The following is a 14,841-nucleotide window of genomic DNA, read 5'->3' on the forward strand; positions in this document are numbered from 1 at the left end:
GAGGGGAAGGGGAGGCGGGACCGCCCACGGGGCACTCGGCCATGCGGGCACCGTAGCGTCCCCCGCGCGTCCGTCATCAACGGCCGCGCCCCGGGTGTCCGGATTCCTTCAACCCGAAAAGCGAAAGGCCGGCCCCGCATCGACGCGGGACCGGCCCTCCTTCACTGCTCAGCGGTGACGACGGTCAGAGGACTACTCGACCGGGCGCACCTGGACCTGCATCACGGTCTGGGCCGGGTTCGTCGACAGCACCTCGATGATGGTGCCCGTCTTCGGAACCTTCACGCCGCCGTACGGCTGCGTGGCGTACCAGAACTCGTTCGTGTCGTTGAACACCGGCACCGCGGGCTGCGAGGCGTACTCGTTGCGCGGGAAGCCGTTGGGCTTGAGCGACAGCGGGAAGCTGGGCTCCAGGCCGAACGTCGCGTCGTGCGTCTGCACGCGGCCGGACCAGTAGCGGCCGTCGCTGCGCTGCAGGGGCTGCGGGCGCGAGTCGATGGGCAGGATGCGGCCCGAACCCGGGTGCTGAGACACGTTGTTGTTCGACTGCGACGTGTCCCAGTAGGTGATCAGCAGGCCGGGGTTGTACGAGTAGCGCTCCGCCCAATCCACCAGGCCCTCCGAGCTGAAGCCGAAGTTGTAGGGACCCGTGGCCAGACCCTCGTCGTAGCCGCGGAACTGGCGCCACTCGGCCAGGTAGTAGTTGTCGTAGAGGGTGTTGGTGCCGTCCGTCACGAAGAACGTCGACTTGTCCCACCACTTGTGGCCCCACTCACCGTCGTCACCAAAGACGTAGGTGTTCTTCGCCCACAGCTGCACGTAGTCCACCAGGAAGCCCTTGTTGAACTCCGCCGCGTCCGTCTTGTAGCGGATCTTCAGCGTGACGCTCTTGCCCGCGTAGGCGGACAGGTCGAACTCCAGGGGAATCCAACCACCGGACGTGCCGGTGATGCCGTTGCCCAGGTTGTTGCCCCACGGGTTCGTGGTGCGGCTCACCGGGCTGGCCAGGTTGGTGAACGGGCCACCGTCCACGGAGAGGGCGACGTAGGCGTAGTCCCAGTCCTCCTCGATGTCGAACCAGGTCTGGAAGGAGAAGGTGATGGGCTTCTTGTTCGGCAGCTTCACCGTCTTCTCGAGCACGCGGTCCAGGTTGTTGCCCTGGCCGCCCTGCCACATGCCCTGGCCCTCGAACGGGGCGGTGGTGGGCTGCACCACGGGCTTGCCGGGCAGCTTCACCACGAGCGCCTGCTTCGCGTTCTGGGACGTGACCTCCGCGGGGCCCAGGTTGTGGTACGAGTACAGGCCCGCATCCGTGGTGGCGTAGTCCAGCCAGCCCAGCTGCAGCTTGTCCCAGGCGAAGAAGTCACCCGGACGGCTGCCAATGTCCTTGGTGCCGTCGTTCAGGTACGAGCCGGACGACATGATGGTCCAGAAGCCCGTCCCGTTGTCCGCCGCGTTCGTCGTGTCGTAGTGGTCCGGCAGGCCCAGGTCGTGGCCGTACTCGTGCGCGAACACACCCAGACCGCCGTTCTCCGGCTGGATGGTGTAGTCGCCCACCCACTTGTCGATGCCCGTCCCGAAGCGCGTGCCGCCGTTCTGGTTGTACGCGGGGCCGATGCCGTCCGCGCTCGTGCCGTTGCTGTACGCGAACCAGCGGTGGCTCCACACGGCGTTGGGGCCCTGCGCGCCGCCGCCGACTTCCTCACCCATGCCGGCGTGGACGATCTGGAAGTGGTCGATGTAGCCGTCCGGCTCGTCGAAGTTGCCGTCGCCGTCGTAGTCGTACCGGTCCCACGTGTCGAACGTGTCCAGGTACGCCTTGATCTCCGCGGGCGTCTTGCCAGCGGCCAGCTGGGCGTTGGTCCACGCCTTGATGGCGTCGCTGACGAGCGGCCAGATGGAGTTGGAGCAGCTGGAGCTGCCGCAAAGGTTGTTGCCGTAGCGGGCGGCGTTGTACGGCACCTTCACCCACTCGGACACCGTGCCGGACACGGTGTAGCGGCCGGAGGACGCGGCCTTGTAGAAGTTCGCCACCGAGTCCGCGCCGGGCGTGGTGTCGAAGTAGAGCTTTTCGAAGTGCTCGCGGTTGTAGTCCGGCTGCCAGATGGTGGTGTTGTCCACCGTGCGGTCCGGGCCCGGAATCGCGTTGTGCAGCGGGCCGGGGATGTTGCCGCCCGGGTTGGTGGCGGGGTTGCCGAACACCGGGTGGATCTGCGTGCCGTACTCCACCAGGATGACGAAGATGCGGTCCGTGCGCTGCAGCTCCAGCTCCACGAACTTGCCGTTGGCCAGCTTCTGCACGCGGCCCGGCTGACCACGACCCTCCAGACGCATCTGCAGCGCCTGCGCCTTGAGCTCCTTCTGCTGCTCACCCAGACGGTGGGGCAGGTCGTCCGTGATGTCCTGGACAACCGCCTGGCGCAGCTTGGTGGACGGCGCGGCGACGTCGGGTTGCGGCTTCTCGTACCACGCGCGCTCCGCGTACGCCGTCGGCGCCGCGAGCGTCAGCAGGCCCAGGGCCAGCCAAGATGGGTTTTTCCGCATTGCCACTCCTTTGGGTCAGGTCAGACATCCCGGCGGGGTCCGGGAGTGCCCACTTTCTAGTGGAAGCCTCGACTCTTTGGGAAGACCGGGAGGTTGAATTTTTCCTGCAAGGACGGAGTGGGTCATCCGTCGGCTGGCGGTCGAAAATTCGAGAATGGGTAGGGGCGGTGGGGGGCCAAAGGACTACGGTTCCGGTCCGTTATGGCGCGTTCACGTCCCGTGGATCCCCCGCTGCGGCGGGATGTCCGGCTCTTGGGCCGGTTGTTGGGTGAGGTGTTGGTGGAACAGGAGGGGCAGGCCCTGTTCGACAAGGAGGAGGAGGTCCGCCACCTGGCCATCCAGCGGCGGCGGGGCCCGGTGGCCGGACGACGCGCCGCGGCGGCGGAGCTGGCGGCGGTGTTGCGGCGGCTGCCGTCGGATCAGGTGGAGCCGGTGCTGCGCGCCTTCTCCGTCTACTTCCAGCTGGTGAATCTGGCGGAGCAGCACCACCGCATCCGCCGCGCGCGGGCCCACGCGAGCCCCACCTCCACCCGGCCCCAGAAGGGGTCGCTGGAGTCGACGCTGCTGGCGCTGAAGGCCGCGGGCGTCAGCGCCGACAAGGTGCGTGAAACGCTGGGGACGCTGAAGGTGACGCTGACGTTCACCGCGCACCCGACCCAGGCGGTGCGCCGCACGCTCTTGGAGAAGCTCTACCGGCTGGCGCAGCTGTTGGAGGAGCGCGACCGGTGCACGCTCACCCCGCGCGAGTCCGCCGCGAACCTCACCGCCATGCGCGAGGAGATCACGGCGCTGTGGCAGACGGACGAGCTGCGCCGCGAGCGCCCCACCGTGGGCGACGAGGTGAAGAACGTCCACTGGTACGTGGAGGAGATGCTGGCGGAGCCGGTGGCCCGGCTGCCGGAGGCGCTGGACTGGGCCTTCGAGCGCGCCTACGGCGAGCCCCTGGGCGCGCTGGACACGCCCGTGCGCGTGCACTCGTGGGTGGGCGGCGACATGGATGGCAACCCGCTGGTGACGCCGGAGGTGTTCGCGGACACGCTGCGCGCGCACCGCGCCCGGGGCCTGCGGTTGCTCCTGCGCGACGTGGAGCTGCTGGGCGGGATGCTGTCCCAGTCGGAGCGGCACGCGCGCCCCACGCAGGAGTTGGAGCGCTCGCTGGAGGAGGACGCCAAGGCGCTGCCGGACGTGGCGAAGCAGCAGGGCCCGCGCACGCTGGGCGAGCCGTGGCGCCGCAAGCTGCGCTTCATGGAGGAGCGGCTTTCATTGGCGCTGGAGCACGTGCTGGCGCGGCGACAGGGGCGGGAGTCCACGCTGCCGGCCGAGGCCTACCGTTCGCCGGAGGCCCTGGGGGATGACCTGGCGGTGCTGGAGCGGTCGCTCTTCGCGGCGCGCGCGGAGCACGCGGGCCTGCGCGAGGTGCGCCGCATGTCCGAGCGCGTCCGCGCGCTGGGCCTGGGCCTGGGCGAGTTGGAGGTGCGCGCCCCCGCGGAGGACGCGGTGAGCGCGGCGGCGTCCTTCAACGGCGGGCCGGCCCCCACCGAAGGCGGCAAGCGGCTGCTGGAGGTGCTGGCGAAGCTGCGCGAGGGCCAGGACGAGGGCGGCGAGTCCGTCTGCCGCACGCTCATCCTCTCCATGGCCTCCACCGCGGACGACGTGCTGGCGGCCTTCCGCTGCCTGAAGCACGCGGGGCTCTGGGACCCGAAGCTCCAGTGCGCCACCGTGGACGTGGCGCCGCTCTTCGAGCAGCTGGGCGCGCTGGACGGCGGCCCGGACGTGCTGCGCCAGCTCTTCGCGCACCCAGAGTACCGCCAGCACCTGAAGGGCCGTGGGGTGCAGGAGGTGATGGTGGGCTACAGCGACTCCGGCAAGGAGGTGGGCCTGCTCGCCGCGAGCGCCGCGCTGTACCGCGCCCAGGTGGCGCTCACGCAGGTGGCGGACGAGAACGACGTGCCCCTGCGCCTGTTCCACGGCCGAGGGGAGACGGTGGCGCGCGGCGGCGGCCCCGCCCAGACGGCCATCCTCGCGCTGCCGCCGGGCACGGTGGCCGGCGCCTACAAGGCCACCGAACAGGGCGAGGCGATGGACCACAAGTACGCGCGCCCGGAGCTCACCCAGCGCACGCTGGAGCTGGTGGTGGGCGGCGTGCTGCTGCACACGCTGGACGCGCAGCCGCGCCCGTCCCCGGAGGATGAGTCCGCCTTCCGCGCCGCCTTCGACGCGCTGGCGGAGTCCGGCCGCAAGGCGTACCGCGGGCTCGTCTGGGAGGACCCGGGCTTCGTGGAGTTCTTCATGAAGGGCACGCCGGTGGATGAGATTTCCGCGCTGCCCATCGGCTCGCGCCCCAGCAAGCGCAAGGCGGGCGGGCTGGACACGCTGCGCGCCATCCCCTGGAGCTTCGCGTGGACGCAGACGCGCGCCATCCTCCCGGCCTGGTACGGCGTGGGCAGCGCGCTGGAGGAATACGCGGCCACGCCGGAGGGCGCGGCGCTCCTGCAGCGCATGTACAAGGAATGGCCCTTCTTCCGCACGGTCATCGACAACGTGACCATGGTGCTGGCCAAGACGGACATGGCCATCGCGGCGCGGTACGCGAAGCTGGCGCCCGCGTCCACGCGGCCCCTGTGGCTGCGCATCCAGCAGGAGCACTCCCGCACGCGCCGCGCGGTGAAGTCGCTCACGGGCGAGGCGAAGCTGCTGGACAACAACCCGCAGCTGCAGCGGAGCATCGCGCTGCGCAACCCCTACGTGGACCCCATGTCCTTCCTCCAGGTGGAGCTGCTCAAGCGCAAGCGGGACGGGGACGCGGAGTGCGACCGGCCGCTCCTCCTGGCGCTCAACGGCATCGCTGCGGGCATGCGGAACACCGGTTAGAGAAGAGACCATGGCCCAGGACACGTTCGTCGTGGAGGAGATCAACCCCAAGCACGGCTTCGCGCGCGTGCGCCCGGAAGAGGGGACGGGGTTGCTGCACACCGCCCTCTATCCGGATCCGGAGTTCACCCAGGCTCCGCCCTTCCAGCTGCGCAAGGGGGACCGGGTGACGGGCCTTCGCCGGGGGGAGACGGTGTCGGAGGTGTCCTGGCTCACGCGCGTGGAGCCGCCCTGGGAGGAGGTGGAGCGCGTGGCGGAGTTGCTCGCGCTGCTGGAGCGCTGGGAGATCCGCATCCCCCACGAGGCCCGCGTCCTGGCCGAGCACGCCTGGCGCGACAGCAAGGACAACCCGCTGCGCGACGAGCTCCAGGCGCAGCTGCCCACCTTCTTCGACCTGGAGGGCGCCCACCCCTTCGAGGACCCGACGCTGCTGGAGCGCCTGTCCGCCGCCATGCAGCCGTACCTGCCGGGGTTCGTCATCCAGCCGGTGCAGGGCCAGCCCGCGGTGCGCGTGGAGCCCGGCGCCGTGGAGGTCCAGGCCGGCGTGGGGAGCTGGGACGTGCCCCAGCCCACCTTCGTCCCGATGATCGCGGAGGTGAACGCGCGGCTCGCCGCCGCCGGAGCCCCCGTGCGCTGGGTGCCCACGCGCGAGGACTGGATGCTCGCGCCGCCCGCGCTGGCCGCGCTCCTCCAGAAGCACGGCCTGCTCGAAGCCACCGCGCCCCCCGCTTGAGGGTGGGGGCTCCCGCCGCGCTGTGTCATAGGGCGGTGTGAGGTCAAAGCATTGTCTGATACAGGACGGAGGCCCTCATGCGTCTCCGTCACTTCGCGTCCTTCGTCCTGGGTCTCCTCCTCCTCGCCGGGGTCGGCTGTGAGCCCGCCCCCGAGCGGCGGCTGAATGAGGCCGAGCTTCCACCGCCCTCCGGGCCTCGCGTCACCATCGACGGGCACGAACCGGACACGCACCGGCTGTTCGGCGCGGTGGCGAGCGACGCCGGGCCGTCACGGGTGCAGGTGTACGAGGACGGGCGCTTCCTGGGCCATGCCGACATCGACAGTGGCCGTTGGAGCCTGCCCTGGTGGCCGGGCCGGCGCGCGCTGTCGCTGGAGGTGGTGGCGCGCGACAGGCAGGGGGCCGAGGCGCGGGCCCGCGTCGACTTCCAGCACCTGACGTTCGACGCGCGGCCCGGGCTCTATCAACCGGAGACGCTGCTGGCGTTGCCCACGGCCCAGGGGTTGCGGACGTACTTCACGCGGGACGGCTCCACGCCCACGCCCGAGTCGTCGCGCTACACGGCCCCCATCGCGCTGCTGGCGCGCTCCACGCCTCCGGCGCGGTGGTCCTTCGTTCCCACGACGCCGTTGGATGCCCCGGAAGTCCTGCGGTGGGTCGCGCCGCTGGAGGAGCCGCCCCAGGTCGCGGTGGTGCGCTACCGGCAGTTCGCGGGCGCGGAGCCGGTGGGCCCGGCCCGCACGCGCACGTTCGTCATTGGCCGGGCGCCGTACACGCTGCCGGTGCTGTCGCTCGTCACCGACGCGGCGAACTTCTTCGACCCGGAGACGGGCATCTACGTCCCCGGCCTCGCCGCCGAGGCCCGGCCTGATGATCCGCTCGCGGCCAACTACATGCAGAACGGCAAGGAGTGGGAGCGCCCCGTCCACGTGGAGTGGTTCGAAACCTCCGGCCAGCGCGTGTTCGCCCAGGACGCGGGCGTGCGCATCCACGGTTCTGGCAGCGCGGCGTTTCCGCAGAAGAGCCTGCGGCTGTACGCGAAGGAGGACTATGGCCCGAAGACGTTCGCGGGGCTGGTGTTCCCCGGCTCCCCGGTGACGGAGTTCACCCGGCTGATCGCGCGCACGTCCGGACAGGACCAGGGCGTCACCAAGCTGCGTGACTGCATGCTTCAGGGCCTGCTGGCCGAGACGCGGCTCGCGATCCAGGCCTGCCGCCCCACGCTCGTGTTCCTCAATGGCGAGTACTGGGGCCTGCACGAGCTGCGCGAGCGCCTGGACGAGTACTACCTGGCGTCACACTACGGCGTGGACCGGAAGAAGGCGGTCATCCTGGAGAACGCCGGGGTCCTGGACGTGGGGGAGGAGGGAGACGAGCAGCCCTATCAGGAGCTCATCGACTACGTGGCGACGCACGACCTGTCGGTGCCGGAGCACTCCGCCTGGGTGCGCGCGCGGATGGACGTGGAGGACTTCATCGAATACCAGGTCGCGCAGCTCTACCTGGGCAACTCGGACTGGCCGCAGAACAACGTGAAGTTCTGGCGGCTGCGCACGAAGAAGCTGGAGCCGGGCGCGGCCCTTGGACACGACGGCCGTTGGCGCTGGCTCGTGTACGACCTGGACGCCGCCCTGTTCCACGGTCCGGACCACGACAGCCTGGGGCGCGTGTTGGACGAGGCGTCGGATGCGGGGGCCTGGTCCACGCTGCTCTTGAGGGGCCTGCTCCAGTCGCCGGAGTTCAAGGCCCGCTTCATCGAGCGCTTCCTCTGGCACATCGAGCACACCTTCGCCGAGGAGCGGGTGACGGCGGCCCTGGACGCGGCGGCGGAGGCGCTCGAGCTGGAGATGCCCGACCAGGTGGCGCGCTGGAGCCAGCCGGCCTCCATGGAGGGCTGGCGCGAGAACCTCCTGTTCTTCCGGTCAGCGCTGATCCGGCGGCCGGAGATCATGCGCCAACAACTGGAGCAGTACCTGGGGCCTCAGTAGCCGTAGGAACCGCTGCGCACGTCCACCAGCCGGCCGTCACGGAAGATGGCCACCTGTATCAACCGGTGGGGCCCGAAGTTGTAGGTCCACTCCTCCACGGTCGTGGAGGTCGTGACCTCCGTGGAGGCCTCCCCGTAGCGCGTCTCACCCCGCGCCCCTTCCTTGACCTTGTGGGTCACGTACTCCGTCTTGCTCTGCTTCGTCGCGGGCTGCCCACACTTGGCCAGCGCGTCCAACTGCGAAGCTCCTTCCGACACGATCTTGTTGTCACAGCGCAGCGCGGACGCGTGGACGAGGGAGGGCAGGGCGAGGCCGGCGAGGACGAGGGCGGCGGGAAGGGCGCGCATGGGGGACGCTCCGAGGAGGAGAAAAGGCAGGGAACACGGCCTGGACGTGGCGGACCCGAAGCTATTCAACCGCCAAGACCCGATCGCGCGGCGCTGGACTCAGTAGCCGTAGCCGCCGCTGCGCACGTCCACCAGCAGGCCGTCGCGGAAGATGGCCACCTGCAACAGCCGGTTGGGCCCGAAGTTGTAGGTCCACTCCTCCACGGAGGTCGAGGTCGAGAACTCCGTGGAGGAATCCCCGCGGCGCGACCCGTCCCGCCTGCCTTCCCGGGACTTGTTGGTCACGCGCTCGCGCTTGGTCTCGGTCGACACGGGCTGGCCGCACTTCGCCACCGCGTCCGCCTGCGACGCCCCCTCCGACACGAGCTTGTTGCCACACCGCAGCGACGCCGCGTGGGCGAGCGAGGGCAGGGCGAGGCAGGCGACGACGAGGGCGGTGGGAAGCGCGCGCATGGGGGAAGCTCCGGGAGTTGTGAAAGACGGGAACACCGCCTGGACGCAACGGCCGCGAACCTATTCAAACCCTCCGTGCGGTTTCCAGCCGGGCAGGCGCTACAGACCGCCCTTCGCCTTGAGGGTCCGCGCCGCCTCGTCCGCCATGACCCGGTGGCCTTCCACGGACGGGTGGATGCCGTCCACCTCCAGCCCGTCGATGAAGAGGTCCACGTTGCCCGGCTGCCGCGTCACGGCCTCCAGGTCGATGATCTGCGCGCGCATCAGGGAGCGCAGCCACGCGTTGAACTCGTGGCGCTGGGCCTTCATCAGCTCGAAGTCACCGCCGTCCGCGCCCATCTTCTCCTTGGGCAGCAGCGTGCTGACCCACAGCTTGCACATGGGCTGGAGCTGATCCAGCAGCTGCGTCATGCGCTGCTGCAGCTTCGGCACCGTCATGCCCTCCGCGGCCAGGTCATTGACGCCCAGCAGGACGACGCAGTCGGTGACGCCCTGCAGGGAGAGCACCTCTTGCGGCAGCTGGAGGTTCGCGTCCCAGAACCCCTGCCCGGACGCGCCCGAGTTCACCACCGGCACCCCGAGCTGCTTCTCCACCCGGGACGGCCACGCGTTGCGCGTGTCGTTCCACGTGCCCGTGTAGCCCTCGGTGATGCTGTCTCCAATGGCGACGAAGGCCCGGCCCGGCGCGCCTTCCACGTCCACCGTCGCAACGCCCGTGGCGTACTCCCAGGTCTGGCCGCCCAGCGCGCCTTGCGTCGTCGCGAAAGCGCCGGTCCTCATCCAGCTGTCCGGGAACGCCTGGATGCGGCTCTTGCCCAGCGCGCCCTTCACCTCGAAGGAGATGGCCACCTCGTCTCGGAAGCCCACCGGGAAGGCGATGGGATCCGACGTCACCAGCGTGCGCGTGCCCGTGGTGAAGCCCGCTTGTCCGCCGAAGGTGAGCGCCACCGGCGCGGAGCCCAGCGCGCCATTGGCGCCGGCCTTCGCCACCGTGGCCCGCTGCAGCGTCAGGCTGCCGTCGCCGGAGCGGAAGGTGACGCGCACGCGGCTGCCCGCGCGCCCCAGGGGCACCTTGATCCGGTACGTGGTGAAGCTCCCCACGGAGACGGATTCGCGCAGCGACTGATGGAAGGCGGGCTGGAACTGCGTGGGCAGGGGCGCCACGGGCGGAGTGGCCTGCACCTGGTGTCCGTCGTGCAGCGTCAGCGTGGGGGCGGCCTCCACGGACTCCGTGGCGGCGGGCGCGTTCACTTCCGCGTCCGTGCGGCCCGGCCCGGAGGACTCCTCGGGCGAGCGGCCGTCATCCATGCCTCCACACCCCACCAGCACGCTCAGGGCACCGAAACACCCCCAGCGCAGCGCCATCCTCAGACCCATGCCCACGACCTCCCGGCGCAAGACAATGTGCACGATGTGCCCGCGTGGCGACCCGGGGATTCATGGCGCGAGCCAATCGCCACGGACCGTGAACTTCCAACAGCCGGGCACGGACGGCGCAGGACTTCCCCCACGAGGTGGCGGGCCGGGCCCCTGGCGGACCCGCGCGCTCGCCACCCCGGGTGGGGACGCTTCCTTCCGTGGGCAATCCGCTGCCTACGGGACGCAGGCCCCCACGTCGCCGTTGTTGTTGTTGATGGCCCGGCAGGTCGCGCCGTTCGCACACCCCGGTGAGCCCGCGGGCAGGCGGCACAGCGCCCGGCACGTGCCGCTGCCGCCGGTCATCACGCAGGTGCTGCTTTGTGAACACTGGTTGCTGAACTCGCACGCGGCGCCTTCCGGCAGCGAACCCTGGCCCGCGCACACCGCGCCGTTGGCGGCCGGGTAGCAGGCCAGCGGGCTCTCGCAGTCTTGCGCGAACGGATCGCACCGCGCGGACGCGGGGCCACACACCAGCGGCAGCTCTCGCGTGCCGTTCAGCCGCAGCACGGTGTTGCACTCGCCGGAGCCACAGTCGGACGGCGCGTGGCACAGCTTGCGGCAGAAGAAGCCCGTGCCGCCGTCGTCCTGCGACTCGTCCTTGCAGTACAGGCCCGCGGCGCACGTGTCATACGTCTGGCCCGGAGGCGACTCGGCCAGCGTGCACGGCGCGCCCTCCGTGGAGGTGCCCGCGGCGACGCACTGGCGCGCGGTGGTGCCTCCGTCCGTTCCCACGTAGGTGCACCGCTGTCCGGACGGACAGTCCTGGCGAACCACGTCGCACGCGGCCGCGAAGCACTGACTGCCCGTGCCGCCATCCGCCAGGTCCGAGTAGAGACAGCTCTGGCCCGCGGCACAGCCCTCCTGCTTCGCCACGTTGCACGCGAAGTCGGAGCCTCCACCGCCGCCGCCATCGCCAGCATCGACAGTCCCGGAATCTCCGCCATCGGTCCCGGAATCCAGGGACGTGCCCCCATCCGTTGGCGGGCGGACAGTTTCTCCGTCATCGCAGCCCGCCACCCACAGCCCCAACATCAGGGCTCCACCCAACAACACGAGACGTGCACTCATCCGGAAACTCCTGGCTTCGAAGTAGCCTGGGACTTACACGAGCCATTCCGTAGTCCGTGGGCCCTTGAACCGGGCCTGGAAACCAGCCGACACTTCCGGTCCGAGAACCGAGGGGGTCAGGGTGCGCATGAACACGAAGTTGGATGGGCCGGTGGAGCCAGACCCGTACATGAACCGTCGCGCCGAGGAGCGCGTGGCGGCGCGGTTCGAAGTGCGCTTCGAGCAGATGGAGGACGCGGCGCGCGCGCTGCGGGCCTACTCGCTGAATGTGTCCGCCGGCGGTCTGTGCCTGCGCACGCGCAAGTCCTACGACGTGGGCGCGCAGGTACGGCTGGCCATGGTCATCGACGGGGAGGACTTCCACCTCACCGCCGTCGTCGCCTGGGTGCGCGACGAGGCGGAGGCCATCGGCGTGCGCTTCATCGACGTGAGCGAAGAGGACCACGAGCGCCTGCGCCGCGTCATCGCGAGCTTCAAGCGCTGAAACGCTTCACTCCGCGAAGGAGCCCGGCCAGGACGCCGGGCCCTCGCGGACGCTTCCCGCTACCGCTGGGGCTGCTCGTACTCCGCGTGGCGGAACACCCCGGAGTCACCTTCCACGTAGCCGCACGCCCGGTAGAAGGCGCGCGTCTCCTCGGTGACGTTGATGGGGGCGATGAGCTGCAACTGCTTCACGCTCAGCACCTTGCCCCGTTGGGCCACCTGCGCGAGCAGCGCGCGGCCCACGCCCCGGCGGCGCCAGCCTTCGGACACCACCAGCTCGTCCACGGTGGCCACCCGCCCGCGCAGCCGCAGCTGCGGCCGGTGGGAGAAGGACACCATTCCCACCGCGCGGTCCTGGGGGTCTCCCGCGACGAAGATTTCAATCTCCGGATGGCTGATGACCCAGTGCACCGTCTGCTGATCGGTGCCCTGGGGGTAGCCCAGCTCGCGCAGCAGCTGGGCCATGACCTCGGCGTCACCGCGACGCGCGCGGCGGATGCGGAAGGCGTTGGCGTCTGGGGCGGGGGTCATGGTGCGGACGATGGGCTGGGACACGGAAGTTGGGATTCTAACGACTGGGCCGCCGGCCTCCAAAGAGGAACGGCGGCCCGGATGTCTTTCTGCGGTGTAGGCGGAAACCCGGGCCAGCGCCTACGGCTGCTCGCGGCAGAGGTTGCGCAGGGCGGTGGTGACGTCGTTCTGCTGCGGCACGGACGCCATCTCCAGCGCGTCCGCCAGGCCGATGCCCGGGACGAACTTGCCGGCGACCAGCCGGGGCGGCGCGAGCAGCGAGTAGAACAGCTCCTCCACGGTGCGCCGGACCAGGTGCTCGCCGAAGTTGGTGACCTCCGTGTCCTCGTTGACGAAGAGCACGCGGCCCGTCTTCTGGACGGAGGCCTTGATCATCTCCCAGTCGTACGGCCAGAGCGAGCGCAGGTCGATGACCTCCACGCTCAGGCCCTCTTCTTCCAACTGGGCGGCGGCCTTGATGCACAGGGGCATGGTGCGGCCGTAGCTGATGACCGTGGCCTGGGTGCCCTCGCGCACGAGCTTGCCCTTGCCAATGGGGATGGCGAACGCCTCCACCAGGGGCCACTGGGGCTTCCACTGCGAGCGGTCACCCAGGGGCGCGTCGATCATCTTCGACAGCGCGCGGTCGTCGTCGGGCTCGCCGGGGATGCGCTCATCGCCCTTCACGCGCAGGAGCGCCTTGGGCTCCAGGAACATGACGGGGTTGGGTTCCTGGCACGCGGAGATGAGCAGCCCGTACGCGTCCAGCGGCGTGGAGGGCATGACGACCTTCCAGCCGGGGATGTGCGTCATCGTCGCGTCGAAGGAATGCGAGTGGTACAGCGACCCGCGGATGCCGCTGCCCACGGGCGTGCGCACCACCATGGGCACGGACCAGTCACCGTTCGTGGACCAGTGCGTGTTGCCCACGAGCTTGAGCAGGTCGATGGTGTTGTAGATGTAGTCGCAGAACTGGATCTCCGCGACGGGGCGGTGGCCCGCCATCGCCAGGCCCATGGCCGCGCCGATGATGCCGCGCTCGTCCAGGGGGCTGTTCCACGCCGTCTTCAGACCCTGCGTGCAGGTGAAGACGCCGCCCAGCGGGGCACCCACGTCCTCGCCGAAGATGTCGGTGACGCCCAGGTTCTCTTCCGCGTAGTGCAGGGCCATGCGGATGGCCTGTGCCATGTTCGCCATGGTTATTTCTTCTCCGCGTAGATGTGTTCCCAGATGGAGTCGCCAGAGGGCTGCGGCTCGTCGCGAACGGTGCGCGCCGCGGCGGCCAGCTCCTCTGAATACCGGGTGCGTGCCTCGTCCATCTGCTCGCGGTTGAGGACGCCTTCCTGCTCCAGCCGCGCCTCGAACAGGCGCAGGCAGTCCTGCTCCTCGTTCACGAAGTTGGCGCCGGACGCGGACGAGTGCCCGTACAGGCGGGACACGCGAGCCTCGATGAAGAAGGGCTTGCGCTCCTTGCGCACGTACTCCATCGCGGCCTGGATCTCCTGGTAGGACTCCACCGGATCATTGCCGTTGATGGTCTTCGCCTGGATGTTGAAGGCGCGCGCGCGGTCGCTGATGTTCGTCTCGCCGTGCTGGCCGTCCGAAGTGGTGCTGATGCCCCACTTGTTGTTGGTGACGATGATCAGGATGGGCAGCGGGTTGGCCGGACGGCTGCTCCAGATGAGGCAGCTGGCGAAATCGCCCTCGGCCGTGCCCGCGTCGCCGCCGGTGACGATGGTGATGCCGTCGCCGCCGTGGCGCTTCTGGGCCATGGCCGTGCCCGGCGCGACGGCGTACTGCACCTCGATGGGGGAGGTGACGGGCGCGATGTTCTTCGAGCGCCGGCTGAAGTGGCCCGCGAAGTTGCGGCCGCCGGAGTAGGGGTCCGTGGCCGTGTTCTTCATCTGCCGCAGCGCCCCGATGGGCTCCTCGCCCATGGCGAGCAGCGTCGCGGACTGACGGTAGTGCGCGTGCAGGTAGTCGTAGGCCGGGCCCTCGCCGACCTTCATCAGCATGCCCAGGGGGACGTTGAACGCCTCCTCACCGGGGCCGCCGATCCAGAAGTAGCCGTGGCCCTGCTTGTACATCTGGATCAGGCGCTCCTCCAGGACGCGCGCCTTCACCATCAGGTCATGGATGCGAATGAGCTGCTCTCGGGGCAGGGAGAGCGGCGCGGAGTTCTCTTTGATCAACCGGGGCCGAGACACGGGCGGACGACCTCGAAGGGGAAAGAAAGGGACGCCCCTATACTCCGAACGCGGCCTCCCGACTCAAGGACCCTGATGTCACGGGTGTTCGCCAGCACCTTTCTGCCCCCGGGTGGCGCGACGCGGCAATGAGCGGAACTCATCCATGCCCTCGTGACGTGCTGCTTCCAGGAGGCGGTTGGACGCTCCCGGTCCGGGCTGATCGCACGGCCGTTGGG

Annotated in this window: 12 protein-coding genes; 4 read left to right on the forward strand and 8 right to left on the reverse strand. The window is 69.8% G+C overall.

Annotated elements, in window-relative coordinates; translation table 11 throughout:
* Positions 1-192 precede the first annotated feature (192 nt).
* The gene (locus D7V77_RS32925; RefSeq protein WP_120580239.1) at positions 193-2,544 is read right to left on the reverse strand and encodes an immune inhibitor A domain-containing protein; all 2,352 of its coding nucleotides are present in this window, start codon (positions 2,542-2,544) and stop codon (positions 193-195) included.
* A gap of 201 nt (positions 2,545-2,745) precedes the next feature.
* On the opposite strand from D7V77_RS32925, the gene D7V77_RS32930 reads away from it, so the two are divergent.
* The 3 genes from D7V77_RS32930 to D7V77_RS32940 all read left to right on the forward strand — a co-directional run bounded on the left by D7V77_RS32930 (position 2,746) and on the right by D7V77_RS32940 (position 8,136).
* The gene (locus D7V77_RS32930; RefSeq protein WP_120580240.1) at positions 2,746-5,415 is read left to right on the forward strand and encodes a phosphoenolpyruvate carboxylase; all 2,670 of its coding nucleotides are present in this window, start codon (positions 2,746-2,748) and stop codon (positions 5,413-5,415) included.
* 10 nt (positions 5,416-5,425) lie between these two features.
* Complete coding sequence (locus tag D7V77_RS32935; protein WP_120580241.1) at positions 5,426-6,148, forward strand: hypothetical protein; 723 nt, start codon at positions 5,426-5,428, stop codon at positions 6,146-6,148.
* A 77-nt stretch (positions 6,149-6,225) separates the two neighbouring features.
* On the forward strand, positions 6,226-8,136 hold the full coding sequence (locus tag D7V77_RS32940) for a CotH kinase family protein (protein WP_120580242.1): 1,911 nt from the start codon (positions 6,226-6,228) through the stop codon (positions 8,134-8,136).
* On the opposite strand, the gene D7V77_RS32945 is transcribed toward D7V77_RS32940, so the two are convergent.
* The 4 genes from D7V77_RS32945 to D7V77_RS32960 form a co-directional block, all read right to left on the reverse strand.
* Positions 8,130-8,483 (reverse strand): DUF2845 domain-containing protein, encoded by a 354-nt coding sequence (locus D7V77_RS32945; protein WP_120580243.1) that lies wholly within the window; start codon positions 8,481-8,483, stop codon positions 8,130-8,132. The two genes, D7V77_RS32940 and D7V77_RS32945, sit on opposite strands and share 7 nt — an antisense overlap.
* A gap of 99 nt (positions 8,484-8,582) precedes the next feature.
* Positions 8,583-8,936 (reverse strand): DUF2845 domain-containing protein, encoded by a 354-nt coding sequence (locus D7V77_RS32950; protein WP_120580244.1) that lies wholly within the window; start codon positions 8,934-8,936, stop codon positions 8,583-8,585.
* A 99-nt stretch (positions 8,937-9,035) separates the two neighbouring features.
* Entirely contained in the window at positions 9,036-10,313 is a 1,278-nt protein-coding gene (locus D7V77_RS32955; RefSeq protein WP_120580250.1) for an SGNH/GDSL hydrolase family protein, read from the reverse strand.
* A 216-nt stretch (positions 10,314-10,529) separates the two neighbouring features.
* Complete coding sequence (locus tag D7V77_RS32960; protein ID WP_233597379.1) at positions 10,530-11,423, reverse strand: hypothetical protein; 894 nt, start codon at positions 11,421-11,423, stop codon at positions 10,530-10,532.
* 127 nt (positions 11,424-11,550) lie between these two features.
* Here D7V77_RS32960 and D7V77_RS32965 point away from each other — a divergent pair, with 127 nt between their 5' ends.
* Positions 11,551-11,907 (forward strand): TIGR02266 family protein, encoded by a 357-nt coding sequence (locus D7V77_RS32965; protein WP_120580246.1) that lies wholly within the window; start codon positions 11,551-11,553, stop codon positions 11,905-11,907.
* A gap of 59 nt (positions 11,908-11,966) precedes the next feature.
* Here D7V77_RS32965 and D7V77_RS32970 read toward each other — a convergent pair whose 3' ends face one another.
* The 3 genes from D7V77_RS32970 to D7V77_RS32980 form a co-directional block, all read right to left on the reverse strand.
* Positions 11,967-12,461: a GNAT family N-acetyltransferase gene (locus D7V77_RS32970; protein WP_120580247.1), complete on the reverse strand. Its 495-nt coding sequence runs from the start codon at positions 12,459-12,461 to the stop codon at positions 11,967-11,969.
* Positions 12,462-12,557: 96 nt separating this feature from the next.
* Entirely contained in the window at positions 12,558-13,613 is a 1,056-nt protein-coding gene (locus D7V77_RS32975; protein WP_120580248.1) for an alpha-ketoacid dehydrogenase subunit beta, read from the reverse strand.
* Between the two features lie 2 nt (positions 13,614-13,615).
* A complete protein-coding gene (locus tag D7V77_RS32980; protein ID WP_120580249.1) occupies positions 13,616-14,623 on the reverse strand; it encodes a thiamine pyrophosphate-dependent dehydrogenase E1 component subunit alpha in 1,008 nt (335 codons plus the stop codon).
* Between the last annotated feature and the right edge of the window lie 218 nt (positions 14,624-14,841).

Origin of the sequence: Corallococcus sp. CA041A (genome assembly GCF_003612075.1) — a bacterium.
Taxonomy (GTDB): Bacteria; Myxococcota; Myxococcia; order Myxococcales; family Myxococcaceae; genus Corallococcus; species Corallococcus exiguus.

Bases quoted from the DNA above. Each gene is read 5' to 3' on its own strand.
- D7V77_RS32930 (WP_120580240.1), top strand. From the start codon at position 2,746: ATGGCGCGTTCACGTCCCGTGGATCCCCCGCTGCGGCGGGATGTCCGG.
- D7V77_RS32945 (WP_120580243.1), bottom strand. From the start codon at position 8,483: ATGCGCGCCCTTCCCGCCGCCCTCGTCCTCGCCGGCCTCGCCCTGCCC.
- D7V77_RS32940 (WP_120580242.1), top strand. From the start codon at position 6,226: ATGCGTCTCCGTCACTTCGCGTCCTTCGTCCTGGGTCTCCTCCTCCTC.
- D7V77_RS32960 (WP_233597379.1), bottom strand. From the start codon at position 11,423: ATGAGTGCACGTCTCGTGTTGTTGGGTGGAGCCCTGATGTTGGGGCTG.
- D7V77_RS32975 (WP_120580248.1), bottom strand. From the start codon at position 13,613: ATGGCGAACATGGCACAGGCCATCCGCATGGCCCTGCACTACGCGGAA.
- D7V77_RS32950 (WP_120580244.1), bottom strand. From the start codon at position 8,936: ATGCGCGCGCTTCCCACCGCCCTCGTCGTCGCCTGCCTCGCCCTGCCC.
- D7V77_RS32935 (WP_120580241.1), top strand. From the start codon at position 5,426: ATGGCCCAGGACACGTTCGTCGTGGAGGAGATCAACCCCAAGCACGGC.
- D7V77_RS32955 (WP_120580250.1), bottom strand. From the start codon at position 10,313: ATGGGTCTGAGGATGGCGCTGCGCTGGGGGTGTTTCGGTGCCCTGAGC.
- D7V77_RS32965 (WP_120580246.1), top strand. From the start codon at position 11,551: ATGAACACGAAGTTGGATGGGCCGGTGGAGCCAGACCCGTACATGAAC.
- D7V77_RS32925 (WP_120580239.1), bottom strand. From the start codon at position 2,544: ATGCGGAAAAACCCATCTTGGCTGGCCCTGGGCCTGCTGACGCTCGCG.